Source organism: Streptomyces sp. ERV7 (assembly GCF_001653515.1).
Classification (GTDB): Bacteria; Actinomycetota; Actinomycetes; order Streptomycetales; family Streptomycetaceae; genus Streptomyces.
On the sequence record NZ_LYOY01000040.1, the window covers coordinates 233,475 to 260,421 of the forward strand.

Genomic DNA, 26,947 nt, shown 5'->3' on the forward strand with positions numbered 1-26,947 from the left:
GGGCGGCGCCGGGATGGTTCATACTGTTCCGCCGTACCGCATGAGGATCGAGCCCGTCCCGTGCGGCCCAGGCCGTCGGAATGAGCGTGAACCAAGTGACGACGAGGACCGCTCGCGAGGAGCCCGGCGGCCCACGGATACCCCTGCGCGGCAGGGCCACCGAACTGGCGTTCATCGAGGCCCGGCTCGATGCGCTCGGCCGGGGCGAAGGCGGGATCGTCCGCGTCGGGGGTCCCGCCGGCATCGGCAGGTCCCGGATCCTCGCGGAGGCCGCAGCGGCCGCGAGGCGGCGCGGGATACGCGTGTTCGAGGGGGCGGCGGACCCCGACCAGCAGTTCGTACCGCTCGGCCCGCTCCTCGAAGGCGTACTCGCCGGCGAGGAACCGCTGCCGGGCGCTCAGCGTCTGCGGGATCTCGCCACGACACCCGGCCAGCGGTTCTGGCTGCTTCAGGAGATGGGGGAGCGCCTGCGGGAGGCGGCGCGCAGGGGACCCCTGCTCGTCGTCCTCGACGACCTCCAGTGGTGCGACGACCTGACCCTTCTCAGCTTCCACACCCTCGCGGCGGGACTCTCGGCACACCCGATCCTGTGGCTGGTCGCGGTGCGCGGCGGCAGCGTGGCGCCGGGAGTGCGCACGACCCTGGACAGGATCCGTCAGGCGGGCGCACACGAGCTGGTCCTCGGAGCGCTGGGGGACCGGGCAATCGCACGGATCACCGAGGACGTCCTGGGCGCCCCCGCCGGCCCGGATGTCCTCCGTCTCGCCCACCGCGCCCAGGGGGTGCCACAGCTGCTGGTCGAGCTGCTCGGCTCGCTGACCGAGGAGGCGGTGACGATCGACGACGGAACGGCCAGGCTCTCGGCCGGAGTTCCCGCCCCACGGGAACTCCCCTCGGTCGTGCGCCGCCTCGACCAGTTGTCCAGTGAGGCACGGGAGCTGGTGCGGACGGCGGCCGCCGTGGGCGGCCCGGTCACCGTGGCGCTGCTGGCCGAACTGCTCGGCAGGTCCTCGGCGGCGCTCATCACAGCGGTACGGGAATCCCTCGACGCCGATCTGCTCGCCGAGAGCGGCGATCGCCTCGTATTCCGCCACGACCTGATCCGTGAGGCGGTCGAAGCCGGGCTCCCCCTGTCGCTGCGTCAGGCCCTTCGCCGTCAGGCCGCCGGGCTGCCGCCGGGAAGCGCGGCCCTTCCCGTAGATCGTCCGGGGCCGTCGGCGGGGACAGCGGGCCCAGGAGACGCCGCCGCGGAGGTCGAGCGGCTTCGCGCCGCCGCGAGGGAACTCGCGGCCACCGCTCCCGGACCGGCCGCGGACCGCAGCCTCAAGGCCCTGGAACTCACCGCGGCCGACGCTGTGGAGCGGCCGCGGATCATCGCCGAGACGATCCCGCTGCTCTGGCAGACGGGCCGGGCCGCCCAGGCGCGTGAGCTGGGATCCTCCGCCCTGGCGGCCGGCGGTCTCGGGCCCGAGGACGAGGCGCGCATACGCCTCGCCCTGGCACGCCTGGCCGTACCGTTCGACTTCTGCGAGGCGGTGCGGCAGGCCCGCGCCGGGGCGGCACTGCCCGGGATCTCCGTGGCCGCGCGGGGACAGCTGCTCGCCATGCTCGCTGTCGGCCTGTCGATGTCGGGCGAGCACGCGGCAGCCGAGCAGGTCGCCGCCCAGGCGTGGGAGAGCGCGGCGGCAGCGGGGGACCGTACCGCCGAGGCCACGCTGACGACGGTCCGCTCGGCCGTCAGTTTCCACCGCATGGACCTGAGCGAGGCGTTCCGGCAGGCCGAGCGGTCCGCCGCGCTGGCCGACGCCCTGGGCGTCAGCACCTCGCTGTGGGTGCCGGAGGCGTTGTGGCACGCTCTCCTGTCGCACACCACCGGACGCACCGCGCAGGCGCTCGCCGCCGCGGAGGAGGGCATCCGGATCACCAGGGAGCAGGGCCGGACGGCCGCCACCCGTATGTGGCTCATGACCCGCTCCCGCGTCCTTCTGGAAGCCGGACGGCTGACGGACGCCCGGGCCGACGCCGAAGCCGCGTCCGAGGCGACCGACGATCCCGGCCCGGGCAACTTCGCCGACGTCACGGGCCGGTACGTGATGATGCGCGTCGCCCTCCATACCAACGACCAGTCGGCCGCACGAGCGTACGCGGCAAAGGCGAGGCGCATGCGGAGCGACGGCGCCCCCGTCGTGCGGCACTTCGGCTCCTGGATGCTGGCACTGATGGCCGACTTCGAGGGCCGGCCCGACCGTGCCATGGCCGAACTCGACGAGGTGATGACGTCGCCCGCCGCGGACCGGCCCGCCTACGCCGGCTTGGTCGACCCTGCCGACGCCCCAGTGCTCGTCCGTCTGGCGCTGCGCGCCGGCGCGCACGAACGGGCCGCGCAGGCGGTCGCCCTGGCTGAGCGGCGCGCCGTGCTCAACCCCGACCTCGCGTTCCTCGCCGCCACTGCCGCGCACGCCCGGGGCCTCCTCGACAACGACCTCGCCCCTCTCGTACGCGCCGTGCGGCTGTACGAGGACTGCCCTCGGGTGTTGGCCCGGGCCTCGGCCCTGGAGGACGCCGGACGCAAGCTGGCGGCCACCCACAGGTCCGAGGCGGTGCCGTACTTCGACACGGCCCTCACGCTGTATGTGCGAGCGGGGGCCGAGCGGGACGTCGTACGCGTGCGCCGGCGGCTGCGGGCCGCCGGTGTCCGCCGCCGGCCCTCGACGGCCGGACTCGACGGTGCATGGCCCGAGCTGACGGTCGCGGAGATACGGGTCGTACGGCTCGTGGCCCGAGGGCTGACGAATCGACAGGTGGCCGAGGACCTCTCCCTGTCGCCGCACACGGTGAGTTCGCACCTGCGCCGGGCCTTCACCAAGCTCGACGTCGCGTCGCGCCTGGAGCTGGCGCGGCTGGTCATGCATCGTGACAGCGGAGAGTAGTTGCTTCGTATCCCATGAGGGTGCTGTGGCAATGGACGATTCGTGTGATGTGCCGGCGTTGCCGCTTCCTCAAAATGATCAATAACTGCGGAACGGAGGAGTCCGCAGGAACCTTTGGTCGAAAGAGGAACAGCGCATGACCGCAAGGCTCGAGCGAGCCCGCCCTGGCAGCCCTGAGCTCCAGGCGCTTGTCGACGAGCTCGCGGAGCGGCTTGGCCGGTCCGTCGCCGTCGACGACCCGCTGGTCCGCATGATCTGCACCAGCCGCCACTTCGGCGACGAGGACCCGGTACGCATCACCACCCTGTTGCAGGGCCGCGCCGACAACGCGGCCATCCGCCACGTCCTCGCCCAGGGCGTCGCCCAGTGGTCCAGGCCCGGTTTCATCGACGGCCGTGACGACCTCGGACTGCTTCCCCGCTACGTCGCGCCGCTGCGCCGGCGCGGGCATCTCCTCGGGCTGCTCGTGGTGGTCGCGCCCGAGAAGACGCTGCGGGAGAAGGAGACCGCTGCCATCGCCGAAGCCGCGGAGGCCATGGCCGCCCAGATGTACGGAGAGCACATCGCCGCCGACAACCGCAAGACGGACGAGCGGGACCTGGCCCTCGCACTCGTCGGCGCCGACGTCGCCGCACGCACCACCGCGCGTCGGCGCGGCAAGGAACTCGGGCTGCTCGGGGCGGCGGAGCACGTCCTGGTCACCGTCGTCCAGCTGAGCTGCGCGACCGAACTCGTGCGGCAGTCCGAGGCCGCCTTGTGGGCGGCGTTGGAGGGGTTCCGCCAGACACGCTCCGCCCAGGGCCTCATCGCGATCGGCAAGGAACGGGCGATACTGCTCCAACTCCGTGACCGGCCGCCGGGCTTGGACGAGGTCGCCGCCCAGTCCGCTCGCATCCTCGACGAACTGCGCACCTTCCTGGACCCGTCGGCGGACCCCGTGATCGGCGTCGGTGGCCGGCACACCGGCCTGGACGACGCGTGGACGTCGTACGAACAGGCTCTCGTGGCAGCCCGCGCCGCCCGCCGGCTGCCCTCCCTGAACAGTGCCGGCGACTGGGAACTCCTGGGGGAGCGCGCCGTGCTGCTGCAGCTCCCCGAGCACGCCCTGACCACGTCCCTGGTCCCCAAGCCGCTCCGCCTCCTGAGCGAGGCTCATGGCGGCGACCGCCTGCGGGACACCCTGCGCTGCTTCCTCGAACACGCGGGATCGATCCCCAGGACCGCGGAGACGCTGGGCATCCACCGCACCTCGCTCTACTACCGCCTGCGCCAGATCCAGGAGATCACCGGACTCGACCTCGACGACGGCGCCCACCGGCTCACTCTGCACCTCGGCCTGCGGATCGAGGAACTCCTCGCCCCGGGCGACGGCCGGGCCGCCTGAGCGCGTCCTCGCTTCGACAAAGCGAGGAGGATCCACGGCCCGATTCCTACAGCTCGCGGTGGTGCGGGTGGCGAGCCAAATTCGATGATGTCCGGGATGGCGGGAACGACATACCGCCTCTGACCAGGGGAGAGGTCATGAAAGAACTGATCACGACGGACGGCGCACGGCTCGCCTACCAGGACACCGGCGGCGACGGCGTTCCGCTGGTGATGCTGCACGGCTGGGGGCAGACGCAGGCGATGTTCCGCCACCAGATCGAGGGGCTGGCGCCCGGCCGTCGCGTCGTCACCGTCGACTTCCGCGGCCACGGGAAGTCCGGCAAACCACGTCACGGCTACCGCATCGCCCGGCTCTCGCGCGATGTGCTCGAACTCGTCGACCACCTCGGGCTGGCCCGTTTCGACGCACTGGGCTGGTCCATGGGCGTCTCGGTGTGGTGGAGCTTCATCGACCAGTATGGGACCGGACGAATCCGGCGCTTCGTCGCCGTCGACCAGCCCGCGGCGGTCGCCGCCGTGCCCTGGATGACCGAGCGGGAACAGCGTGACTGCGGCGCCATCTTCGACGTGTCGGGGCTGTTGTACCTGGGCGCGGCGCTGGCGGGGCCGGAGGGCGACACGGTCCTCGCCGACTTCGTGCGCGGCATGTTCTCCGGCGAGCCCGACCCCGACGTGCTGGCCTTCGTCGCCGCAGAGGTCACGTCGACACCCGCCTACGCGGGCGTACCGCTGCTATTCGACCACTGCGCACAGGACTGGCGTGACGTGCTGCCCCGGATCGATGTGCCGGCCCTGGTGATCGGCTGCGAGGGAAGCCATGTGCACCCCGATTCGCAGCGCTTCGTCGCCGGGCGGATTCCCGGCGCACGCCTGCACGTCTTCGCCTCCGACGTGGCGAGTTCGCACTTCCCCTTCCTGGAGAACCCGCCGGCCTTCAACGCCGTGGTGGAGAAGTTCCTGGCCGAGGAGCCGGCGAACGGGGCGTGAGTCCCGTCCTGTTCCGCACGAATCCACGGCTAGGAATCCCCATGAGTCTCACCCTGATGTCACCTGCGCCCGAACGGGTGCCCCAGCAACCTTCCGATCCGGCCTCGTCCTCCTCCCGCTCGGGGTGGCTGGTCCAGATGCTTTCCGAGATGCCGGACACCGACGACCAGAGCCACGTCTACCTCGGCGTCCACGTCCGTGGCTCCGTCACCGTCGTCCGCGAGCGTGCCACGACCCTGCTGGAGCCGAACGACCTGGTCTTCTGCGACCCGGCCCGGCGGCACCTGCTGCGGTTCGACGAAGACTGCCAGATGATCTTCTTCCGGATACCCCGCTGCTATCTGGGCGTGACGGAGGCGGAACTGAAGCAGGTGCTCGGCGTACCCGTACGCGGCGGGGAGGGGATCGGGGCGCTGGCGTCCGACTTCCTGACCGCGCTCGCCGCCACGGCGGAGTTCCGCCGGTCCACGATCGGGGACCGGCGTGCCCGGACGGCCGTCCACCTCCTTTCCGTCCTGGTCATGGAGCTCCTGGAAGCGGACGCGACGGACGAGGCCGACGACGCGTCGGGGGCCGGCAACGAGATGCTGTCGCGCATTCGCGCCTACATCGAAGAACACCTGCTGGACCCGGATCTGTCACCGGAGTCGATCGCACGTGCCCACCACATCTCCGTGCGGTACCTGCAGAAACTGTTCCAGAACGACGGCAGCACGGTGAGCCAGTGGGTACGCCGGCGCAGGCTCGAATTCTGCCGGTTCGAGCTGGGCCGCTCCCACCGGAGAGTCACCATGGCGGCGGTGGCGCACCGCTGGGGCTTCAGCAGCCCCTCGCACTTCAGCCGTACGTTCCGCGGCGCCTACGGCATGAGCCCCAGCCAATGGCAGGCGCTGGCGACCTCGGCCTTCGCGCCGACCCATGCCGGTGCCCAGGACGGGTGAAGGCGCTGAGACGCGTGTGCGCTGTCATGACAGCGCGGTTGCGCGCATGGGCAAGAGGCGCCGTTCGCCCACCTCTACTGTGAGTGACTAGTCGCACGGACTTCTTGCTGGTTTCCGGGCCGCGCCCTGCCCGTCGTGACGACGCCTCACATGGTGGCCCGACAGGGAGAAGAGAACTCGCATGACCAACCCCACCGTCGTTCTCGTACACGGTGCCTTCGCCGACGCGACAGGCTGGATAGGCGTCATCTCGGAACTGCGGAGCAGCGGAATCCCGGTGATCGCTCCGTCGAACCCGCTGCGGGGCCTGACGTCGGACGCCGCCTACCTCGCCTCCATCCTGGCGCAGGTCGAGGGTCCGGCCCTCCTTGTCGGCCACTCGTACGGCGGTGCGCTGATCACCGTGGCCGGCGTCGCGGAGAACGTCGTGGGACTCGTCTACGTGGCCGCCTACGTGCCCCACGAGGGCGAGACCCTCGGCGAACTCCAGGGCGGCTTCCCCGAGTCCCCGCTGACGGGCAGCCTGAAGAAGTGGACGTATCCGCTCCTCGACGGCGACTTCGGGGTCGAGGTCACCATCGAGGAGGCGGCCTATCCCGGCGTCTTCGCGGCGGATGTGCCCGAGGAGGTAGCCGGCGTCCTGGCGGCGGCCCAACGCCCCCTTGCCGCAGCCGCGTTCACCGAGGGTGCGGCAGCGGCGGCGTGGCGCACGAAACCGTCCTGGGCCCTGGTGGCCGGGGCGGACCGGGCGATCAGCCCCGAGGTCCAGCGCTTCGGCGCCGCACGGGCGGGAGCCGTGGTCGTCGAGCTTCCGCACGCCTCCCATGCCGTCATCCTGTCCGAGCCCACACGGGTCGCGGCTCTGATCAGAGATGCCGTACGGGCGACGAGCTGATCGACCTACCACCGGGACGAGAGGGGCGGGGCCGTGTCGGTGGGTGCGCCACCCCTGGGCCGGACCGACCACTTCCTGGCCTTCGCCGGTATCGCCTGCACCTCACCTGTTACCGCCGGCCTGCCGAATGAGGTGACGCCGTAGGAAGTTGTCGACGAGCAGGTCGGTGAAGGCCCGGTCGACGGGGTCCCCGGTGACCAGGACGCGGTGGTAGATCGGCCCCACGAGCTGGTCGACCTCGGCCACCGTGTCGACGTCTGCCGGGAGTTCGCCGCGTCGTACCGCGTTTTCCAGGGGGAGCCGGTCGCGGCGGCGCTGCTCGTCGAGATACCGGGCGCGCAAGACGGCGGCGAACGCGGGGTCGTGCTGTGCGTGGCCGAGCAGTGCGGTGAAGACGGCGCCTGCGTCGGACCGGGTGAGGAACTGGGCCAGCTGGTGCAGGTGGGCGCCCAGATCACTGGCCAGGTCGCCGTGATCGGGCGGGGTCAGGGCCTCCGTCGCGTCCAGGAGGAAGGCGTCCAGGAGGATGTCGGTCTTGGTTTTCCACCAGCGGTAGATGGTCTGCTTGGCGACCCCGGCGCTGGTGGCGATGCCCTCGATGGTGACGCCGGAGAAGCCCTTCTCCACCAAGAGGCCGTCAGCGGCCTCCAGCACGGCCTGCCGCGCCGCCTCGCTCCGCCCGTGCCGGTTGCCGTGGTGCTGCCGTGCCGTCCGGTCCGCTCCGGCGCCTTCGGCCACCGTGTTTCCTCGATCCATGTCTGCCTTCACGGGGCAAGAGTAAGTCACTGCCCTCTAGACGCAACGCAACGGTGCGTCTAGTCTAGGTTTCATGACACACACCAGCACGCTCCATGACCCCCGCGTAGCCTCCGCACTCGACGCGATGTTCTCCCGGGCGGCGGAGGACGAAGCCACCAGCGACCGGATCAGGGCCGCGCGGCCCGACGGTTTCACCGGAGTAACCCCGCAGGAACTGGCAGACGCCAACGCGGAGGTGTACATGCCGATCTCGCCCGAGGGCGGGAAGCTCCTCTACAACTTGGTCCGGGCCGCCCGCCCGGCAACCGTCGTCGAGTTCGGCACGTCCTTCGGAATCTCCACACTCCACCTGGCCGCAGCGGTACGCGACAACGGCACGGGCCGGGTGATCAGTTCGGAGCTGAGCGCGGACAAGGTCGCCGGCGCACGCCGCACCTTCGCCGAGACCGGTCTGGACGACCTGATCACCGTCCTCGAAGGCGACGCCCGTGACACCCTCGCCGCAGTGGACGGCACGGTGGACTTCCTGCTGCTCGATGGCTGGAAGGACCTGTGCCTGCCCGTGCTGCGCCTGCTCGAACCGCGCCTCGCACCGGGCACCCTCGTCGTGACCGACGATGTGGACCTGCCGGCCCTGGCCCCCTGCCTCGACTACGTACGCGACCCCCGGAACGGGTACCAGAGCGTCACCTTCCCGGTCGAAGACGGCATGGAAATCAGCTGTCGCCTTTGAGGGGGGTGACAGACAGAGGGCCGGAACGGGGTGTGAGGGCCTGCCTGTTGAAACTGACCCGCACCTCATTAGGTGCAAGAGGCTTCACGATCCCGCCAAGCGGACCACCCAAGCCACCAAAGGAGATGTCTTCTCGGGGGCGCAGGATGGGCTTCAGGCGTGTCATCCAGGCGGCGTGGACTTGGGTCCATTCCCGGGCGCAGCCGGTGGCGCGTGGCGAGGGGATGCGGCCGGTGGCCGTGAGGTCTTTGTTGCGGGCGGGGGCTGAGCCGTAGAGGTAGCAGAGGTGGTTCGCGGCACGCTGTGCGTTGCCGGCGTGTTCGTCCCTGCTGTCGGTGGTGTCCGGTGCGGTGGTGGAGAGTTCGTAGGCTTCGGCGGCGGTGCGGAGCTGGCGTTCGCCTGTCGGGCCGGAACGCAGCAGCATGAGAGCGGCGAACTGGTCGGCCGCGTCTTCTTCTTGCCGGTCGGTGAGGGACAGCTCCAGGAGGTCGATGAGGGCGTGGCCGGCTTCGTGGTAAACGGTCTCGGTGGCGACGGCGGCGGCTTCGTCGTCACCGGGGCGGCGTCGTCCGGCGTTCTGGAAGAGTGCGCGGTCCTCAGCGGTGTCGTCGTAGCAGAGCTCGATGCGGCGGGTCTGAGGATCGTAGGCGGATCCTTCGCCGTCGCAGGAACGGCCCACGACGGTTATCTGCTGGTCGGGAGCGACCAGGGAGTTGAGGGACGCCGCGGTGGTTTCCACCAGTCTCCGGCTGCGCAGGAGGGACGCAGGGGCCCGGTCGGCGGGGGAGGGTTCCTCATAGCGGGTGGTGAAGCCGCCGCTGCTTCCACGGGTACCGGGCTGCTTGTGATCGGGGTCAGGGCCGTTGCCCCCGGTGGTGCCGCAGGACAGGAGGGCCAGCGCGCCCAGCCCTGCTGCGATGACGTGCCGTATGCCTCGTGGTGCCATATATGCAGTGTGGGCCACGGGGTTCATTAATCCCGCCGTCTCCAACGGGTCTTCTGCGCATCGGCGTTGATGGGCATCCGCTGGTGCCCGGAATCGCGCGCCCATTACGCCAGGAGAAGGCTCTTGGGATTCTCTTGATCGTCCCCGTCGGCGGCCTTGGGGCGTTGCCGCAGGTGGACGGATTGCGAGCGCCGCTGTCACACCCACCACCTGTCAGGGAGGTCATGGACATGGTCAATCGCCTTTGGGTAGCCTCCCCGTGACCGTTTTCCAGAGCCCCTGCTCAGGTGGCCCTCGGGGCCTGCCTGGCAGGTGCGACGAAGGGGGAACACGCCGTGAACAGGAACAAGCTGGCTTCACTCGCGATGGCACCGCTGGTGGTCGCAGGCATCGCGGTGGCCGCGCCCATCGCGGGCGCCACCGCGGCCAGCGCCGCTCCGGGGTCATGTCAGGTGGGACGTCCGGACAGCAACACGGGTACGGCGATCTGCCGCACCGGCACCGGCCAGGTGCGGGTCAAGGTCACCTGCAAGGACGGCATCAACGGCAACACCTACAACGCGTACGGCCCGTGGGTAGGAATCAACCGCTGGTCGAAGGTGGCCTGCGGCGCGGCCCAGCGAGTCGTCGTTACCCTGGTCGACTACCAGACCCGCTAAACCCGCGGTCCCGGCCGGACCGCAGCCCGCACCCGCAAACCGGCCACGGCATCGACGGCGAACAGGGATGCGGTGGGGCAACAACCTTGCCGGGAGCACCGGTTGCTTCCCGTGAGAGAGGCGGGCCGACGCGCATGCCGTCGGCCCGCCCTCAGTAGGGTCGGGTTCGTGCATGTTCACCCAGGTCGGAGGGATTGTTCGGTACGCGAACACCAGGCTGCCGAACAATCCCCGGCCCGGCGAGCTTGTCGACCAGGCAAACCTCCGCGATCAGCAACGACCCCGCTCGAAGGAGCTCACCGGAGGAGAACCACACCCCTTCGGTATTGACCCCGGGGCGATCAGGCCGCGTTGTCATCGCGGATCTCTGGTGGGGCGGTGGCGGTGCCCGGGTCGAGTCGGGCGAAGTAGTCGCGGAAAAGGGCGTGGGGGAAACGGTAACCCTCGTGATCGCGGATCAGCAGGTGGTGGTCTGTGGCCTGGCGGAGAAAGCGGCGCAACCGCAGTGGGGTACGGCCCCGGGCAACATGTCGGCCAAAGGTGATGAACCCCGTCACCGCGTAGCCGAGGTGGGCGGTTGCCGGTTTCAGGGGAAACCGTAGGACCAGGAGCGGAAGGGCAAGGATCGCACCGACGATCAGAGTGGGGACCGCCGTGGCGAGTCCTGCCTCCCAGTATCCACGGAACGGTCCCGCGACAGGTGCATGGTCGGTCAGTGCGATGACGAATGGTGCTGCCAAGATGAGGGGACAGACGAGGAAATTCCGACCGGATTCGGCGTCCAGATCCATACTTCCCCAGAAGAAGCAGGCGTACGTGACCATTACGGCGATCACTCCGGGGGCGAATACAGTCATGAAGTCTCTGAACTGGTCGTCCGTAATCCACTTATGGAGATCCACTACCTGACCGCCGACACCGGTCATGGGATCGCCGCCCTGCTCGTACTTCATCATCCAGCCCACGGACATCGAACGGAAACCGTCTCGGAACCATGGGATGGCTGCCTGCTCGACATGGACGATGAGCAGACCGAACGCCACACCGATACCGGAGAAGACGATCGGGCTGTCTTCCACCCTTGCTGATCGGTACAGGAGAAAGCTCAGCGGGAGTACGCCGAGGCAGAGTGTGGTGACCAGCCCGTAGGAGCGAGTGAGGGGAAGAGACAGGGCCCCCGCAGCGACTGTGTTCACCGCCGCCACCCCAGTGGACACCCAGGCATCGTCTGCGTTGCGAGACCTCAGGAACAAGCGGCTGAGCCTGAGATCCCATTGGCTGAGTCGGGCCAGTTGTGCCAACCAGCGGACTGTCTGGTCGGGCGAGAACCGGTCGGCCGGGCGCCGCCGGTGCACGACCGCCGCTACGAAATTATCAAGGAGCCGCTGTCTCCCCGCCTCGACGGAGTGGGCAGTCCGTCTTACGGCAGCCCCTCGGCGGGTCAACGTGATGATCAACAGCCAGATCGGGGCGTTGAGCAGTTCCCAGAGCCTTGGATCGGCACGGAGGGCGGCCGAAATCGGTTCCGCCGTGGCCCCCGCACCAACCAGGTAGGACTCGACCTTCTCGCGGGTCAGTGGCTGGATCTCCGCCACTGTCACGATGTGGCGCAGTGGTCGCTGGAGGCGGATGAATTCGTTCGTGCGGCTCACGATGGTGATCGGGACGGTCTCGCGTCTGTCGCACAGAGCGTTGAGCCAGCTGACGCAAGCCGCGCGGTGCTGATCGGGTACCTCGTCAAGACCATCGAACAGGAGGGCCAAACCGTCGTTCTCCAGCCATTGACGGGCTACTCCCTGCCGGATCCTGTAGCGCACGCGGAGCCAGGTGACCAGCCACTTCAGCGGATCCCGCTCCGCGGGGACCGCTGTCTCCCCATGGTGACGGCGGCCGACGAAATGACGTCTCCCTTGCCGCAGACGCGGTGGGCGCCAGTCGGTGAGGTCCACCACGATCGGAATCGGTTTCGCCTCGGCCGGCGAGCTCTCGTCGCGATTAGTAGGTGCCGTGAGTGAGGTGTGGGCGGCGGCCGAGAGAGCAGAGGCCAGTTCCAGCAGCATGGTGCTCTTGCCGGCACCTGGGGCGCCCAACAGGAGGAGAGAATGCTGGGACTCTCGCCACGCTTCGATGACGCCGCCAGGAAGCGGAGTTCCGTCCCGGCCTTCTCGCCTCAGGAGCACCTCCGGGCGCAGAGCTGGATCATCGGCAAGGGTAACCAGATCAAGTTCGATCCGCACCAGCTCTCGGAGCGATATGCGCAGGCGTTGCGCGATCAGAGCGTCCACCTGGTTCAAAACCGTCACGTAGTGGAGTCGAGCTGAACGCTCAGTCCCCGTTCCTTCCTGGGAAGAGACGGAGACGAACGCCAGAACTATGCTGAGGATGCCGAACAATCCAGTAAGAGGCCAGGCCAGAAACAGGTAGGGTTCTGCGGCCCTCGGAAGGTTGCTCGTCGCAATGCTCCCGACGAGGCCGAACAGCACCGCTACCACGGCCGTACATCCCGCGAGGAACCGCCCGCCAGCCCTCACGGCCGCCCCCATCCCCGAAGTCGGTTCGCCAGGACGAGTTTTCCACGTACCCGACGGAAGATAGGGGGAGATGGCGCAATGGCCCTCCCGGCGGCCAGCCACCTGGGAGTCTCCCTGGGGGACAACGCGCGGGTGTCCTGCCTGACTACGCCCAGAAGTTCGCCCAGATGCGGGCTGCTTCGGTGACTGACTCGATGCCGGGGACCCGTCGTTGCGAAGGTCTTCCCAGCGGTGGGCTTCGGCGTGGGCCAGGATGCGGAGCGCCTTGGGGGACGGTGTGGCGAACGCCGGGGCCTGTGCCGCCCGGTCGCGGGCTTGTTCGGGGGTGTGGCCGCCGTCGGAGATGAGCCGCATGGACCACAGCGCTGCATCCACCCACACCGGTCCCACGCGGTCAGTAGCCCGATGTCGGGGGCCAGGGTGGTGCCGGTCTCCGTCAGTACGTCCACGATGAGGTCCAGGTCCAGGTCCAGGTCCAGGTCGCGGGAGCCGGGAGCGAGGTCTGTTTGCCGTCCGGCGATGGCGTTCAAGCCGAGCAGCCGCCAGCCCCCTCGCCTCGACCTGCCACCGCAGCTGGGGGGCCGAGGTGGGCAGGTACGGGTTGACGCGCCGCTCGGTGTCGAGGTCGTCCGCGTAGTCGCACTCGGCGGGCAGGCCCTTGACGAAGACACCGCCACCACCGTCGGCGGAGTGGAGCAGGGCGGCCACGCCCGAGTGCGCGCCCCCTGCGTGTCCGTGACCGTGCAGGGCCCGCCGACGCGGGCCGCCACGACAGCCTGGCCCGCGTCCCCGTGCCCCGGCACGGGGACGCAGCGACCAGGCGGCGCGATCAGCGGTCGTGGAGAAGGGCGACCGCTTCGGCGAAGTCGGCATGTGCGGGTTGGAAGGATCGTGCCGCGACGAGGAACATCGACCGGTCGGCGAGGGCCCGGGCGAGGCGTGCGGGGTTGTCGGGCAGGCGGCGGGCGAGCGTCACCCCCTCGTCGAAGTGTGGCGTGAACCGCTCCTCGAACAGGTACGGGTTGTCGCCTTCGCGGACGGCCGCGCGGATGCCGATTCTGCGTTGGACGTCGACCAACTCGGGCAGCAGGTCGGCCTCGCGCAGTCTCGCCGCCTCCGCTTCGAGGCCCGGCAGCATGCCGAGAAAACCGTCCCGCACGTCGCGCGACCATCCGAGCTCCGTGCCGAACGGCGGCATCGGGGACTCGGGGCTCGCCGCGGGTTCGGCTGCCCGCCCCGACAGGACGAAGAGCGTCCTCCACCACCCGAGGATGCAGCTCCAGTTCTTCGGCTCGCCCGTGTTCGCGAGTTCCTCCAGGACTCTCAGAGCCTCTCGCCGGGCGGCCGCAGCACTCGCCCCATCTCCGACGGTCTCCCGCATCCGGGAGAAGTGAACCAACTCCCAGGTGAGTATCGCCAGAGCGGTGTCCTGTTCGGCTGCCTTGCGCCGGGTCTCCTCAAGGAGCTCGCGGAAGACGGTCGAGGCGGCGTCGTGCAGCCCGGCGCCCTCCAGGTTCGCCGCCCACCGCACCTTGTTCCAGAAGGAGTGATCCGGGATGCCGTTCCTGGCGGCTTCTTCGTCGAGCTCCGCGGCCTCCCTGAAGCGTCCCTCCTCGGCCAGTACGTTCGCCAGGGGCTCGCTTTGGCCGGCCTCGGCCAGCTCCTCACAGATCGCGCGGCCTTCCGCCCTGCGCCCGAGGGCGAACAAGGAAGCCTGGTAGGCGTCCAGGGCCCGGCGCAACTGTTCCGCCCGGTTCGGCGCCCCCACCTCCATCCTGCGAGCGGCCCGGGAAGCCTCGGCGGCCAGCCCGAGGTCCACCTTCGGGTCCCGGCTCGCGTAGTACAGCGCGAGCAGGGCGTCGACCAACTTCGGTAGGTACGCCTTCGGACTCACCTCGGCCAGAACCCGGTACGCGCCGACCAGTTCGGCCCGGCTCGGCCGGCCGGACCCCAGTAGCAGCACGCGGGCCCGAAGCACCGCGTCGTGATCGATCGTCACCATTCCCCCTGTCTCCGGATAACGCACGAAGGAGATTCTGAGAGGCGGGGAACGGACCGGACAAGCCTCGCGAACTGTGCGTTCCGTCCTACGAAAAACGGCGTTGACCTGTCATGATGGACATGCTTTCGTTCCGAATCCACAAGCGGGGAGCCGAATACCTCCCGCGCCGCACACAGCACCCCGGCTCGCCCCGGCTGCGAGGATGCGCTCCGTGGTGTGCGACGAGGAGTGGGACCGCATCCGGCACGGCCTGCGTCTCGGGCAGCGGTTGACCGGGCGAGTGAGTCGAGTTCCGGCATCCGCTGCGGCTGCACCCCAACACCATGCTCGTGCTGCCGCGCCCCGAGGTCGTTGAGACGAAACGACACCCCTCGTATCCCTACACTCTGGCCACTGCCACCGGGCGGACGGTGTGGGGTGATGTGGTCGTGTCGCGTGTTTTTGGGTGGGGCGTGGCCGGTGGCCGTGGTGACAAAGAGTCTGCGATTTCGGTGGAGTTGGTGATCACGGGGACTCACGCCAGTGATAATCGCCTCGCCTGTGAGTTCCTCGCTCCTTGCGGAGGTTCCGACTGATACGCGCGCGTCCGGGGCACTGATGTGCCGGTACTTCTCCGCCGCCCCGGGGCCGGAAGCAGGGACTCCACCCGCCATCCCCACCCCCTCACTGAGGAGAATCTCGATGATCGACGGTTTGCAGGTCCCCAAAGGCGTCGGGCAGACGGCGCTGGTCGTCGCCTGGATGCGACAGATGGAGAGCCAGAGACCCGACGCTCTGTTCCAAGACCCTTTCGCCGACGTGCTGTTGAGGGTCATTGCCGAAGACCCGTCCTTCACCGAGGTGTCCGGCATGGTCGCCCGGGCGAGCAGCAGCACGCGCGAATACCCCGCGTACTTCGCGGTACGTACCCGGTTCTTCGACGACGAGCTGATGAGCGCGATGCACGCCGGGGTCCGCCAAGTCGTCACTCTGGCTGCTGGAGTGGATGGACGGACCGTCCGGTTGGACTGCCCGCCCGGAACACAGTGGTATGAGCTCGACCTGCCGGACATGACGGCCTTCACCGACGAGCTGATCGCCCGCTCGGGACTGGCCACCACCTGCGAACGCCGCTCAGTCGCCGCGGACTTGACCGCCAACTGGCCCGACGCGCTGCGCGAAGCGGGCTTCGACTCGTCCCGGCCGACCGCCTGGCTGGTGGAGGGCCTGTTGATGTACCTCTCCGACGAAGCGGGGGATGCCCTGCTTGGCGAGCTGTCCGCGCTGTCCGCGCCGGGCAGTCGGATCATGCTGGAACAGTTGGAGGCGGCGATGCTGGGGGAGGAGGGCAAACCCTCCCGTGAACGGCTCGCGTCGCAGGGGGCTCGCTGGCTGTCCGCCCGGGACGATCTGCAGTCATGGCTGGCAGGCCACGGTTGGCATGCTGAGGTCTACAGCGGAGCCGACCCCCGTATCGGGCACGGACGCACTGTCTCCCGTCTGCCCGCCTGCTGGGTGGCGACCGGCACGTTGGCGGAGCGTGCGCAGACCGACCCGGCCGGCTGAAGCCACCTCTGCGAGGGTTTTAACGCGGCGCTCTGGGCGGCATGACCCGCGTTGACGCGCTTCCACGGGGAGAAGCGGGGGCGAGTGGCGCTGGAGCCGGGGCGAGGCCGGCCAGCTCCTCGCCCCCTGCTGCCCGTTGGGCCCTTCAGGCTGCTGTCAGCTCTGCCAGGGCGCGGTCCATCGCGGCGTTGAACTCTTCCGGCGTCAGCGGCAGCCGGGACTTGACGTTGCGGCTCCACTGGTCGGCGAGGACCTCGGCGGAGCCCGCCTGGACACCGTCGAGCGCCGCGTCGGCCAGGTCCGACGGCGCGATCTTGTCCACGGGCCAGCCTGCGGCCATGTCGGTGTCGGCCAGGCCGAGGTGCACGGCTGTCACGAGCGTGCCCTGCTCGGCGAGTTCCAGGCGGACGCCGTTGGTCATGGCCCAGGCGGCGGCCTTGGTCAGGTGGTAGGCATTGGCGCCTTTGCCTCCGAACCACGACATGGCGGAGAGGACGTTGACGATCGCGCCCCCGCCGTTCCGGGCGAGCGTCGGCGCGAACTGCCGGATCATCGCCAGGTGGCCGAACACGTTGGTCTCCAGTTCGTGCCGCACCGCGTCCAGCGAACCGGTCACCAGGTCGGTCCCCGTCTGGATCCCGGCGTTGTTGATGAGCAGCGAGACGTCCGGGGCGGCCTCGGCGGCGGCCCTCACGGATGCGGGATCGGTGATGTCGAGGGGCAGCACCTCGACCCCGGGCAGGTCCACGGTCTCAGGTCGGCGGGCCGTCGCGTAGACCTTGCGGGCGCCCCGTTCGAGCAGGCGCTGGGCGAAGGCGCGGCCCAGGCCGCGGTTGGCTCCGGTGACAAGGGCAACTGAGTTGTTGATGTCCATGCCCGGTACGCTAAAACCTGACGTTGACGTCAGAGGCAAGTCCTGGTCGTCAGGGCCGGGGTGAGAGGAATCACCATGACCGTCACAGAGGCCGCACCCGAGCGGCTCATCCGCATCGGTGAGGTGGCGCGGGGTGCCGGCGTCTCGGTACGCGCCGTGCGCTACTACGAGCAGCAGGGGCTGCTCACCGCAGAGCGCAGCCCATCCGGCCAGCGCCTCTACCGGCAGGACGCCATCCCCCTCATCCGTTTCTTCCAGCAGATGTACGCCGCAGGCCTGACCAGCAAAAGGATCACCGAGCTCCTTCCGTGCTGGGACTCCGGGCACACCGACGCCGAGCAACGAGCCATGCTGCGCGCCGAGCGCGACCGGATCCAGGCCAAGGCCGATGACCTGCAGGCTGCCCTGGACCGCCTCGACGAGGTCATCGCGATCACGGACACGCACCCGTAGACGCGATCACGGACACGCACCCGTAGGTGCGGTCGGTCGGACGTCACACCGGCGATCTACGGCCTGGCCGGCGCGCAGGGTGGCGGTTGGTTCATCTGACTCACGTCATCTGGAGATATCCCATGCCCCCCACTGCCCCCACTCCCAGCCCCTCCTTCGGCGGCGCCGGGCGAACCTCCGCCCACCGGTTCACCGTTCTCGGCTCCCTTCGTGTGCACGACGGGTCGGCGGAGAGACCCGTCGGCGCGCCCCAGCTGCAGGCGGTGCTCGCCGTCCTGCTGTTACGGGCGCGCACCCCTGTGCCCGCCCGGGAACTGATCGCCGCAGTCTGGGGCGACGAGGCCCCGCCCGGTGCGCTGGGGTCGTTGCAGACCCACGTCTTCACACTGCGTCGGCTGCTGGAACCCGGCCGGGCACCACGTGCCGTCGCGCGCACGCTGGTGACGACGGGCGCCGGTTACACCTTGCGCGTCGCCCCGGAGGACGTCGACGTGACCGTCTTCGAGCTCCGTACGTCCGAGGCACGGCAGGCGCTGGCCGCCGGACGGCCCGAACGGGCACGGTCCCTGCTCGTCTCCGCGCTGGACCTGTGGCGTGGCAGGCCGCTCGCCGGCGTGCCCGGCCCGTACGCCGAGGCCCAGCGCACCCGGCTGGAGGAGCTGCGCCTGTCGGCTGTCGAGGCGCGGTGGGAGACCGAGATCGCGCTGGGCGGGCATGGCAACGCGCTCGGTCCGCTGCGTGTGCTGGCCGCCGAGCAGCCGTGGCGCGAGCGGGTCCATGAGCTGCTGATGACAGCGCTGCACCAGACCGGACGGCAGGCGGACGCACTTGACGTCTACGGGCGAGTCCGCCGGGCGCTCGCCGGGGAGCTGGGCATCCGCCCGGGTCCCGGCCTGGAGCGGCTTCAGCAGGAGATCCTCAACGCCGGACGTGGTTGGCAGGCGGGCGACGCGACCGGGGTTCGGGCTGCTGACCGGTCCTCTGTATCGGCCCAGCTGCCCCAGGACACCGCCGACTTCACGGGCCGCACCGACGAGGTCGACGGGCTGTGCACCGCGCTGGAGAAGGGCCGGACGGTTGCTCTGAGTTCCATCAGCGGGATGGGCGGTATCGGCAAGACTGCCCTGGCCGTGCGCGTGGCGCACCGGATGCGCCACCGCTTCCCGGACGGGCAGCTGTATGCGGACCTGAGAGGAACCGACCGCCGGCCCGCCGAGCCCATGGAGGTGCTGGGTCGCTTCCTGCGCGTCCTCGGAGTGAGTGCCGGTCACCTCCCGGCGCTGCCCGGGGAGCGGGCTGCCCTCTACCGCTCCATGCTCGCCACCCGGCAGGTGCTCGTCCTGCTGGACAACGCCCGTGACCTGGCCCAGGTGCGCGACCTGCTGCCCGGCGCGCCAGGCAGCGCGGTGCTGCTCACCAGCCGCTCCCGGCTCGTCGGCCTGACCGGGGCCGCCCTGGTGGACCTACGGCCCATGGCGCAGGCGGAGGCCCTGGAGCTGCTGACCCGGATCGTCGGCGAACGGAGCGTGTCCGCCGAGCCGGAGGCCGCTGCCGAGGTGCTTGATGCCTGCGGCCATCTGCCGCTCGCCATTCGTATCGTGGCCTCCCGATTGGTCGCCGGGCCGCAGACCACGCTCGCGACGACCGCCGCGCTGCTGGCGGACAAGGGGCGCCGCCTCGGCACGCTCAGGGCGGAGGACGCCGCCGTGGAGAGGACGTTCCGGCTCGGCATGGAAGTGCTGGACGCCGAGTACGTCCGCGCCTTTCGGCTGCTGGCCCTGCCCGAGGTGCCCGAACTGAGTGTGCCCATCGCCGCGGCGCTGCTCGACCGGCCGGAGTGGGAGGCGGAGAAGCTGTGCGAGTCACTGGTCGACCTGAGCCTGCTGGAGTCGGTCGCCCCCGGCCGATACCGCTACCACGACCTGCTCCGGCTCTTCGCCCGCCAGACGGCCTTCGCCGAAGTGGCGGACCACGAGCGGACCACCGCATTGGCCCGCCTGCTGGAGTTCTGCCTTGCCACGGCCCTCGATGCCCACCGGGTATCGCTGCCCGACGACGTGTTTCCCGGGAACGCTGCCCCGCTGCCTTCGCGTGGCCTGGACTTCACCGGCCCGCAGGAAGCCACCGCCTGGTTGCTCGACGAGCAGACGTCGCTGCTGGGGCTCGTCGAGCAGGCGGCGGGTGACGCCTCCCTGTCGCTTGCCGTCTGCGCGGACCTGCTGCTGGCCGCGGACCCGCTCGGGCGCCTCGGCGCGCAGCCCTACGGTATCGAGCGCGCCGCCCGCAGCCTGGCCGACGCCGCGCGCGCCGCCGGCCACCGCACCGCCGAAGCGCGCGCCCTGTACATGCTGGGCAGCTCCCTGCAACACCGCTTCGCCATGCGGCTGGGCGCCCCAGCCCTGGACCGGGCCATCGAGCTGTGCCGGGAGGCCGGCGACCCGACGCTGCTGGCCCACGTCCTGATCACCAGGGGCGGAGGCGCGCTCGCCCTGCGCGACTTCACCACCGCGCACGCGATGCTGAGCGAGGCGCTGACTCATGGCAGAGCCCTGGCCAGCCGCGGCATCGAGGCGTACGCGCTCGGCTTCCTCGGCCTGGCCCTGCTGGGAACCGGCCGGGCCGAGGAGGGGTTGGCGCACTGCCGGGACGCCGTCGCCGTCACCCGGGCGAGTGGGGACGTGGCGGGTCAGGCCAACGCATTGCACAATCTCGCCCAGGTCTGCCTGCGGACCGGGCAGAGCCCAGAGGCCTTCGACAGCCTGCACGAGAGCCTGCGCCTGTGGCGGCAGACGGGCTCCCGCTTCCGCGAGGGCCTGCTGCTTGGCGCACTTGCCGAAGCTCACAATGTTTCGGGACAGCCCGCGGAGGCCGCCGAACATGCCGCGCGGGCCCGGGACATCGCCGAGGCCCGCGGCGACGCGGGCATCCTCGCCCGCGCTCTCGCGCAGCTCGGCCACGCCCACCGGGTCCAGGGCGACGCCGGCCGGGCCCGGGAGTACTACCGTCGTGCGGAGAGCGTCTTTCGCGAGCTCGGCCTGCCCGACGCGGACGACATCGCGGGGTGCCTGGGGAAGCTGTGATGTACGGCGATCGCTGACGAAGGCCGCCGCGCGGTGGCCCAGCGCGCGACCGCGGCGATCCTCCTGAACGACCCGGGCGAGGGCCCGGCCCCCACGTGACCCGCCGGTGTCCCTGCGGCCCCGGGAGCAGCGGTCCTGCCGTCCACCCAGGCATCCGGGGCCGTTTCCAGAGGGGCGACGCGCGAGCGAGGCTGGTCGAAGTCCTGGCGGGCGGGGTGCGAGGGCCGTGCCGGGCGCGGCACGGCCCTCCGTGCTCAGAGCCTGGCGGTCGGGGCGATCAATAGAAGCGGCGGATGAAAATATCCGACTTGCCGTTGGTGTCACCGGCCACGATGTCGTCGGCTGTGGAGGAAAAGACGACGTCGCGCCCGTCGGCGCTGACCGCGTCGGTCCCGGCCGAGGCGGGCTGGTCCGAGACGATCTCGTCGGTGCCCGTCTGCAGGTCGCGCAGTACGAGCGACGGTCCGGTGGTGTCGTTCGGGGCGTACAGCAGGTAGCGGCCGGTGGGATCGATGGCCACACCCCGCGCGTTCGGCACCAGTTGGTCGGTGCCCGTGTGCTCGTCCTGAACGTAGGTGTCGGAGCCCGAGAGGTAGACGATCTTGCTGCCGTCCTTGCTGATCTGGACGAGCGTCGCCGCCTTGGACGAGCCCTCGATCGGGCCGGTAGAGGTGTCGTCGGTCCTGTCCCACACGAAGACGTCTTCCGCCAGGCCGTCCTGGTAGGCGACAAAGCGGCCGTCGCCGCTGATGGACGGCCGGGCCGAGACGGTGTGGCCGAACTCGGCGACGGTCACCGCGGTGTTGGTGTGCCAGTCCTGTACCTCGATGCGCTGCCGGGACGGCGGTCGATTGAAGGTGGCGGCTTGGACGAGATAGCGGCCGTCCGTGCTCAGCGACGGCTGGCTGCAGCTGAGGCCCGGACAGTTGATGCCGATCGTGCTTCCCGACTTCACCTGAGACAGGAAGACCTTCGTGTCCCTGAACAACTGTCCCCACAGGGCGACGTATTGCCCGTCACCGCTGATCACCGGGTGCTGGATCGGCGTGGTGATGGTGCTCATCAGCGTGGTCAGACTCGTCCGCCGGTCGCGGACGAATACTCTTTCCCCTGTCGCCGAGCTGGCGGGTGTGAGGTTCTTCGCCGACGACGAGAAAGCGACACGCCGGCCGTCGGCCGTGATGGTGGCACCGGCGGAGTCGCCGTCACCCTGGGTACCGTCGGCCGCGACACTGATCCGCTCGACCAACCCTGCGCTGTCGCTCGCGACGGCCGCTGCGGTCATGGGCTCGGCCGAAGCGACTCCCGGCAGCGCGGTCGTGACCGCGCAGACCACGACCGCGGCACGTAAGGCGGCCCCTACACGTCTTGTGGCGCGCGGATGCGCGTTTCCCCTCATTCTTCCCCCTGAGACGGATACGGCCCTTCTGCCCGGTTCCCCACCGGAGGGCCACAAGCATGCAACCGCGACGGCACTGTGAGGTCAATGTGCCGCATGACTATTGGGAGGCACAGTTCCGGTCAGATAAATGCGGTCGGCTTCGCCACGTGCACGGGCCATCGTGCCCGATGAGACGCCGGATAGGGAGACACGATCGGTGAAATGTGCGACATCCTGTGAATTCTCCCAAGTTTCGCTGAGTCCTGGGTCCGTGGCCAGAACGGCGGTTGAACAGCCAGTCCTCGGCGCTTGTCTCGACCGCACCACCGTCGTGACCGATCTCCACCTGGCGCAACCGCCGTCCGCCCGGCCCGAGCACCACCCAGAAGACCGCTCCCTCCTCGGTCTCCGGGCAGCGCAAGTCGACAAGGTGCCGTCCCACCAGGACGGCGAACCCCCGGCTGACCACGCTGGGCATCTCTCTGCGCGCGAAGGCTGGACAGCGGATCCGGATCCGGAGCGTCAAGGTGGACCTCCTCCAAGTCCCACGTCCCGGCACGACCCACGGCGTCCGGGTGCGTGACCACCTCAACTTCGGCGCAGGCACTGACGATCTCCCCTTCGCCTCGTAGCGCCCCACGCGATACCGACAACTCACGGTCCGCCAGGAGGCCCCGTCCTCGTCGCTGCCATCAATGAGTGGTCGTGACGTGATGGTCCGACGACAACGCGAACACCCGTACTCGCCGACCACCGGTGGGATTGACGGTCTCACGGACCGGACGCATCCCCAGTTTGGTCATGATCCGTTCGGAGGCGTCGTTGCCCACTTGAGTGATGCTGACGATCCGCTTGAGCCCTCGCTCTTCGAACCCGAACCGTACGGCGGCCGCAGCGGCCTCGGTGGCCAAGCCCTGCCCCCAGTGGGAACGTCCCAGCCGCCAGCCGACCTCGACCGCCGGCAGGACCTCCGGCAAGAAGTGGGGCACGGAAAGGCCGGTGAACCCGGCCAGCTCGCCAGTGGACCGGATCTCCACGGCGAACAAGCCGAAGCCCTGCGACTCCCACTCGCTCTCCCAGGCCTGGACCCGGCCGCGAGTCTGCTCTTCGTCAAGGACCCTGCCGTCACGGATCCACCGCATGACCTCGGGGTCGGCATTGACGGCAGCCATGGGTGCAACGTCTTCCTCGCGCCAGCGACGCAGGATCAAACGGGGAGTCTTAAGAGTGACCATCCCATCATTCTGGATCACACAGGCGGCTCGCCGTCATCCTCCCAGGCACTGTCGATGCACCCACTGAACGCCGTTGCAGTACCAGCGCTTTGCTCTCACGGGTTGCGGGGCAGAAGCCGTCCCCGAAGGCGGGCTTGCGCATCGGCGTGCACTGGTCTCGGGTACTGCGGTCACCGGCAGCGTGTTGTCCGCGGACAAAACCCTATTGTCCCGCTCCTGCGAGGCCCTGGTCTGGGTCGTTCTCTGACGTGTGTGGCGGACAAATTCCCCGCAGCCCATCGTCGTAACCGGCTCCCGCTCGGCCGAGTCGGCGCAACACGGCTGACCTGGCGACGCGTGTGGGCTTTCCGCTGTCTGCTTTCTGGACCTCAGGAGGACGAGCCCCTACGAGTTCGGCGATCTCCGCCGAAACCCCGCACTCCGTCGGCAACCGACGCAACAGCGGGGCGGGGGCTCGTGACATGTAGCTCGATCGGGATCGACGAAGGGATGGGCACACCATGCGTAAACGTTCCGTCATGCCGCTGGCAGGTGCGGCGGCCCTGGTCACCGCGGTGCTGTGGGGCAGCCCCGCCGGAGCCACCCAGTCCGCACCGACCACACCGTCGCTCACTGCGCCAGGGCCCGCGCTCAAAGCGGCGATCACCCAGGAACTGACCTCCATGTCCCTGCCCGGATGTGCGCTCACGTACGCCGAACATGCCGGCGCGCAGGTCACATGTCTCAAGGCAGCACCCCATACCTCCACCGCCGCACCGCAGGCGGCACCCGCCGCCACGGCCGGCATCTGCTACTACCAGCACGGCCCGTACGGGTCCGCCGCGATGTACAACGGGTGGCGGGCCTGTGTCACCGGCGAGGGCGACGGGTACGTGCCTCCCAACCTCAACGACCAGGCCAGCGCCTGGGTTTCCGGCTGTACCGACGGCGTGTGGTTCTCCAACCAACCGTGGACCGACCCCGCCTGGAACTTCCCCTCGTACAGCACCGGCAACTTTCCGTGGGGCGCCGTCGCAAACGACACGCTCTCTTCCTTCCACCTCAACAGGGCCTGCTGACCCCTCATTCATGCCCGACTCGTGAGGCGAAAGCCCGCCCGGATCGCCTGAGAGCCCGACCACTGCGCGCATGCACCAGCTCTAGCCGGAGGAAGGCGGTTCAGGTGCGCTGACCCCCTGCTACACCGCCCGCATCACACCGGAGCACAGTGATGCGGGCGGCGCGTTCGCACGGGCGGGCGCGGGTTCACAGTGCCCAGCGCACCGAGGCCCGCGCACAGGCCCTGCGACGGTCGGAACATCGCCCCAGTCGGCATCAACCCTGAGCACTTGGGCGATCTCCCCATGGTGCAGCCCCCGCGCGAGCAGCCGCAGCGCTGCCGTCTCGTGGCTGGTCTTTCCCGTTCTGACCTGTGACCGGCAGGCCATGGCCGACCTGGTGCGCAGCGCGCTCGGCCCGCTGCAATGGGCCCGGGGCGGGGCCCGGCCGCCGTTCGACACCCTGGCCGCCTACTTCGACTCCGGCTGCATCGCTGCGGAGGCGGCCCGTCGGCTGTGTCTGAGCGTGCGGGCCTTCACCTACCGCCTGGAGCGCATCCACCAGCTCACCGGAGCCGATCCGGCCGACCCGGTGCACCGCTACACCCTGCAGACCGCCGTTGTCGGCGCCAGGCTGCTGGACTGGCGCTCCAAGGAACCCTGAGCCTGCTCTGCGCGCAGTTGAAGCGAGAGGGGAACAAGTGCGGTTCCCAGCGCCGCAGTGGCTGCGGTCATGGCGATGAACGGCGCCTTCGTCATGGGTACGTCCTCCAAGCGACGAGACGACTGATCACAACCGAGAGTCCATGCGTAGTGAAGTCGTCTTCGAGGGCGGTTGCGGAGGGGCTGTCGCCTGTCAAACGCCTTTGTCCGGCGGATAGTTGTCCCGCGTGTCCCCTTCGCCGGGTGAATCGGCCGGTGGCGCCTTCGCTGTTCCGCGCGGCACCGTCCCCTCGCAGCGCAAAAGCAGGCAAGAGGGCATATTTTGCCAGACGAACACTTGCGCACGCAGGCCTTGACGGCTCCTTAACGCCTCGCTGTCGTCTTCTTGACGTACGCTCACACCCGGTGTGCCGGGAAGCCTGGTCGGCAAAGTCTTATCCACTCGTGGTGTCGTGACGTGTCACGACGCAACCTTGAAAAAAGGCACCTGCACATGACGCTCTCTGGGCCGGCCAGCCCTGCCTCCGCTCCGACGGCACCCGGTGCGAGGCGTGCTCCGCACCGCTCCGTTCTGTTCTTCGCGTTCGCCTTCGCCGTGATCGCCGATCCGGTCTCCTCCGTCGCCTACGCCATCGAGGCGGCCCTGCGCGCCCTGCACGGTGACCTGGCGCTGCTGCTGCCGACCATGTCGCTGGTGGTCGGGCTGGTCGTGGTGGTCACCGCCAACTACTGGCAGCTGGTACGCCGCTTTCCCCAGGGCGGCGGAGCCGCGGCCGCGGCCGGCCGGGCCTTCGGGCCCCGCTGGACCTTTCTGCCGATCGGGGCCCTGGTCGTCGACTTCGTCCTGACGATCGGCATCTCCATCGCGGCGGCCGCCAGCGCGGTCATCGCGCTGTTCCCCGAACTGAGCGGCGTGCGCATCCCGTTGGCGCTCGCTCTGCTGGTCGTGGTCGCGGGGCTGACCTGGTTCGGGCATGGGGGGCGACTGCTGTTCGCGGTGATGACCGTGCTCTTCGTCGCCGTCTGCGTCGTGGTGCTGGTGGTCGGTTTCGCCTCCCCGCACGAGGCCGGTCATGCCGCCGCGAGCACCAGCCCCGGTCATCCGGCGGTGATGGCTGTCGTGCTCGCCTTCCCGGTCGCCATGGCCCTGGCTACGGGAGTGGAAGCGCCCTCGACGGCGATCGCCCAGCTCGGCCAGCTCGACGACACGCACCGCCGCCGGTTCGGCCGGGGCACCCTCGCCCTGCTGGTAGTGATCGTCGGGGGTCTCACCCTCGCGCTGACCGCCTTGGCCGTACGGCTGCACATCGGCATTCCCGGCCACGACTCCACCCAGATCGCCGACATCGCCCACGCCGCGGCGGGCCCCGGCTGGCTCTACGGGGCCTTTCAGCTGACCAGCTCGCTGCTGCTGCTCGCCGCGGCCAGTTCCTCCTTCCAGGCGGGGCCGGGGCTGCTGAAGGCGCTGGCGGGAACGGCCGGTGCGCCGGGCGTGCTGCCGCCTGTCCTGGGCCGCACGAACAGGCACCACACCCCGTACTGGTCGGTCGTCGTCTACCTCGGCGCCGCCGCACTGATCATCGTCGCCGCTGCGGGCGAGGAGCAGGAACTGGTCCTCTTCTACGCCGTGGCCGTCTTCGTCAGTTTCCTCGTCGGGCTGCTGGCCATGACCCGCTTCGCCCACGCCGAGCACAAGCCGACGCTGGCCTGGGTCAACGCTCTCGCCGCGGCTGCCGTCGCTTTCACCTTGGTGGTGAACCTGCTGCGCGGCTGGCCCGTGCTGTCGATGGTGGGCACGCTGCTGATCGCGGGCGGTCTGTACGTGCGCTGGGTGCGGGCCGGCCGCCCCACCGGAATCGAGGACGTCGAGACCCGGGCCGAAACACCTGTGGGCTGATTCAGGGGCGGGA

Annotated in this window: 19 protein-coding genes and 1 pseudogene; 13 read left to right on the forward strand and 7 right to left on the reverse strand. The window is 69.7% G+C overall.

From position 1 onward, the window contains the following. Nucleotides 1–95 precede the first annotated feature (95 nt). The 5 genes from A8W25_RS15590 to A8W25_RS15610 all read left to right on the forward strand — a co-directional run bounded on the left by A8W25_RS15590 (nt 96) and on the right by A8W25_RS15610 (nt 7,139). The gene (locus A8W25_RS15590; protein WP_324616219.1) at nt 96–2,930 is read left to right on the forward strand and encodes a helix-turn-helix transcriptional regulator; all 2,835 of its coding nucleotides are present in this window, start codon (nt 96–98) and stop codon (nt 2,928–2,930) included. Between the two features lie 136 nt (nt 2,931–3,066). Further along, nucleotides 3,067–4,314 (forward strand): PucR family transcriptional regulator, encoded by a 1,248-nt coding sequence (locus tag A8W25_RS15595; RefSeq protein WP_067161887.1) that lies wholly within the window; start codon nt 3,067–3,069, stop codon nt 4,312–4,314. Nucleotides 4,315–4,451: 137 nt separating this feature from the next. Beyond that, nucleotides 4,452–5,303 carry an alpha/beta fold hydrolase gene (locus A8W25_RS15600; RefSeq protein ID WP_067161889.1) on the forward strand — a complete coding sequence of 284 codons (852 nt, stop codon included), beginning with the start codon at nt 4,452–4,454 and terminating at the stop codon, nt 5,301–5,303. Nucleotides 5,304–5,344: 41 nt separating this feature from the next. After that, complete coding sequence (locus A8W25_RS15605) at nt 5,345–6,244, forward strand: helix-turn-helix domain-containing protein (protein ID WP_067161891.1); 900 nt, start codon at nt 5,345–5,347, stop codon at nt 6,242–6,244. Nucleotides 6,245–6,425: 181 nt separating this feature from the next. Continuing rightward, entirely contained in the window at nt 6,426–7,139 is a 714-nt protein-coding gene (locus A8W25_RS15610; RefSeq protein ID WP_067161894.1) for an alpha/beta fold hydrolase, read from the forward strand. 102 nt (nt 7,140–7,241) lie between these two features. On the opposite strand, the gene A8W25_RS15615 is transcribed toward A8W25_RS15610, so the two are convergent. Next, nucleotides 7,242–7,907, reverse strand: a complete 666-nt coding sequence (locus tag A8W25_RS15615; RefSeq protein WP_324616220.1) for a TetR/AcrR family transcriptional regulator — start codon at nt 7,905–7,907, stop codon at nt 7,242–7,244. 61 nt (nt 7,908–7,968) lie between these two features. Here A8W25_RS15615 and A8W25_RS15620 point away from each other — a divergent pair, with 61 nt between their 5' ends. After that, nucleotides 7,969–8,631, forward strand: coding sequence for an O-methyltransferase (locus A8W25_RS15620; protein WP_067161899.1), 663 nt, complete (start codon nt 7,969–7,971; stop codon nt 8,629–8,631). On the opposite strand, the gene A8W25_RS15625 is transcribed toward A8W25_RS15620, so the two are convergent. Continuing rightward, nucleotides 8,615–9,577, reverse strand: a complete 963-nt coding sequence (locus A8W25_RS15625; RefSeq protein WP_067161901.1) for a DUF4344 domain-containing metallopeptidase — start codon at nt 9,575–9,577, stop codon at nt 8,615–8,617. The genes A8W25_RS15620 and A8W25_RS15625 overlap by 17 nt on opposite strands. 335 nt (nt 9,578–9,912) lie before the next feature. On the opposite strand from A8W25_RS15625, the gene A8W25_RS15630 reads away from it, so the two are divergent. Beyond that, nucleotides 9,913–10,236, forward strand: coding sequence for a hypothetical protein (locus A8W25_RS15630; protein WP_158942560.1), 324 nt, complete (start codon nt 9,913–9,915; stop codon nt 10,234–10,236). Between the two features lie 341 nt (nt 10,237–10,577). On the opposite strand, the gene A8W25_RS33455 is transcribed toward A8W25_RS15630, so the two are convergent. Beyond that, entirely contained in the window at nt 10,578–12,728 is a 2,151-nt protein-coding gene (locus A8W25_RS33455) for an NACHT domain-containing protein (RefSeq protein WP_158942562.1), read from the reverse strand. Nucleotides 12,729–13,596: 868 nt separating this feature from the next. Further along, the gene (locus A8W25_RS15645) at nt 13,597–14,769 is read right to left on the reverse strand and encodes a hypothetical protein (protein ID WP_067161912.1); all 1,173 of its coding nucleotides are present in this window, start codon (nt 14,767–14,769) and stop codon (nt 13,597–13,599) included. A 681-nt stretch (nt 14,770–15,450) separates the two neighbouring features. On the opposite strand from A8W25_RS15645, the gene A8W25_RS15650 reads away from it, so the two are divergent. Continuing rightward, nucleotides 15,451–16,314, forward strand: a complete 864-nt coding sequence (locus A8W25_RS15650) for an SAM-dependent methyltransferase (protein ID WP_067161915.1) — start codon at nt 15,451–15,453, stop codon at nt 16,312–16,314. A gap of 145 nt (nt 16,315–16,459) precedes the next feature. Here the strand turns inward: A8W25_RS15650 and A8W25_RS15655 are convergent, their stop codons facing one another. After that, a complete protein-coding gene (locus A8W25_RS15655) occupies nt 16,460–17,188 on the reverse strand; it encodes an SDR family oxidoreductase (protein ID WP_067161917.1) in 729 nt (242 codons plus the stop codon). Between the two features lie 75 nt (nt 17,189–17,263). Between A8W25_RS15655 and A8W25_RS15660 the strand changes: the two genes are divergently transcribed. Both A8W25_RS15660 and A8W25_RS15665 read left to right on the forward strand, forming a co-directional pair. Continuing rightward, entirely contained in the window at nt 17,264–17,641 is a 378-nt protein-coding gene (locus tag A8W25_RS15660; RefSeq protein ID WP_067161920.1) for a MerR family DNA-binding transcriptional regulator, read from the forward strand. 122 nt (nt 17,642–17,763) lie between these two features. Further along, nucleotides 17,764–20,721 (forward strand): AfsR/SARP family transcriptional regulator, encoded by a 2,958-nt coding sequence (locus A8W25_RS15665; protein WP_067161923.1) that lies wholly within the window; start codon nt 17,764–17,766, stop codon nt 20,719–20,721. A 277-nt stretch (nt 20,722–20,998) separates the two neighbouring features. Here A8W25_RS15665 and A8W25_RS15670 read toward each other — a convergent pair whose 3' ends face one another. Together A8W25_RS15670 and A8W25_RS15675 are read right to left on the reverse strand one after the other, a co-directional pair. Next, entirely contained in the window at nt 20,999–22,006 is a 1,008-nt protein-coding gene (locus tag A8W25_RS15670) for a hypothetical protein (protein ID WP_324616221.1), read from the reverse strand. A gap of 788 nt (nt 22,007–22,794) precedes the next feature. Next, nucleotides 22,795–23,337, reverse strand: coding sequence for a GNAT family N-acetyltransferase (locus A8W25_RS15675; RefSeq protein WP_079126261.1), 543 nt, complete (start codon nt 23,335–23,337; stop codon nt 22,795–22,797). Nucleotides 23,338–23,837: 500 nt separating this feature from the next. Here A8W25_RS15675 and A8W25_RS15680 point away from each other — a divergent pair, with 500 nt between their 5' ends. From A8W25_RS15680 to A8W25_RS15690, 3 genes and pseudogenes are all read left to right on the forward strand, one after another. Beyond that, entirely contained in the window at nt 23,838–24,395 is a 558-nt protein-coding gene (locus A8W25_RS15680; protein ID WP_158942564.1) for a hypothetical protein, read from the forward strand. A gap of 331 nt (nt 24,396–24,726) precedes the next feature. Next, a pseudogene (locus A8W25_RS15685) lies at nt 24,727–25,038 on the forward strand (PucR family transcriptional regulator); the annotation flags it as partial. Between the two features lie 492 nt (nt 25,039–25,530). Further along, nucleotides 25,531–26,934, forward strand: coding sequence for an amino acid permease (locus tag A8W25_RS15690; protein ID WP_079126115.1), 1,404 nt, complete (start codon nt 25,531–25,533; stop codon nt 26,932–26,934). The last annotated feature ends 13 nt before the right edge of the window (nt 26,935–26,947 follow it).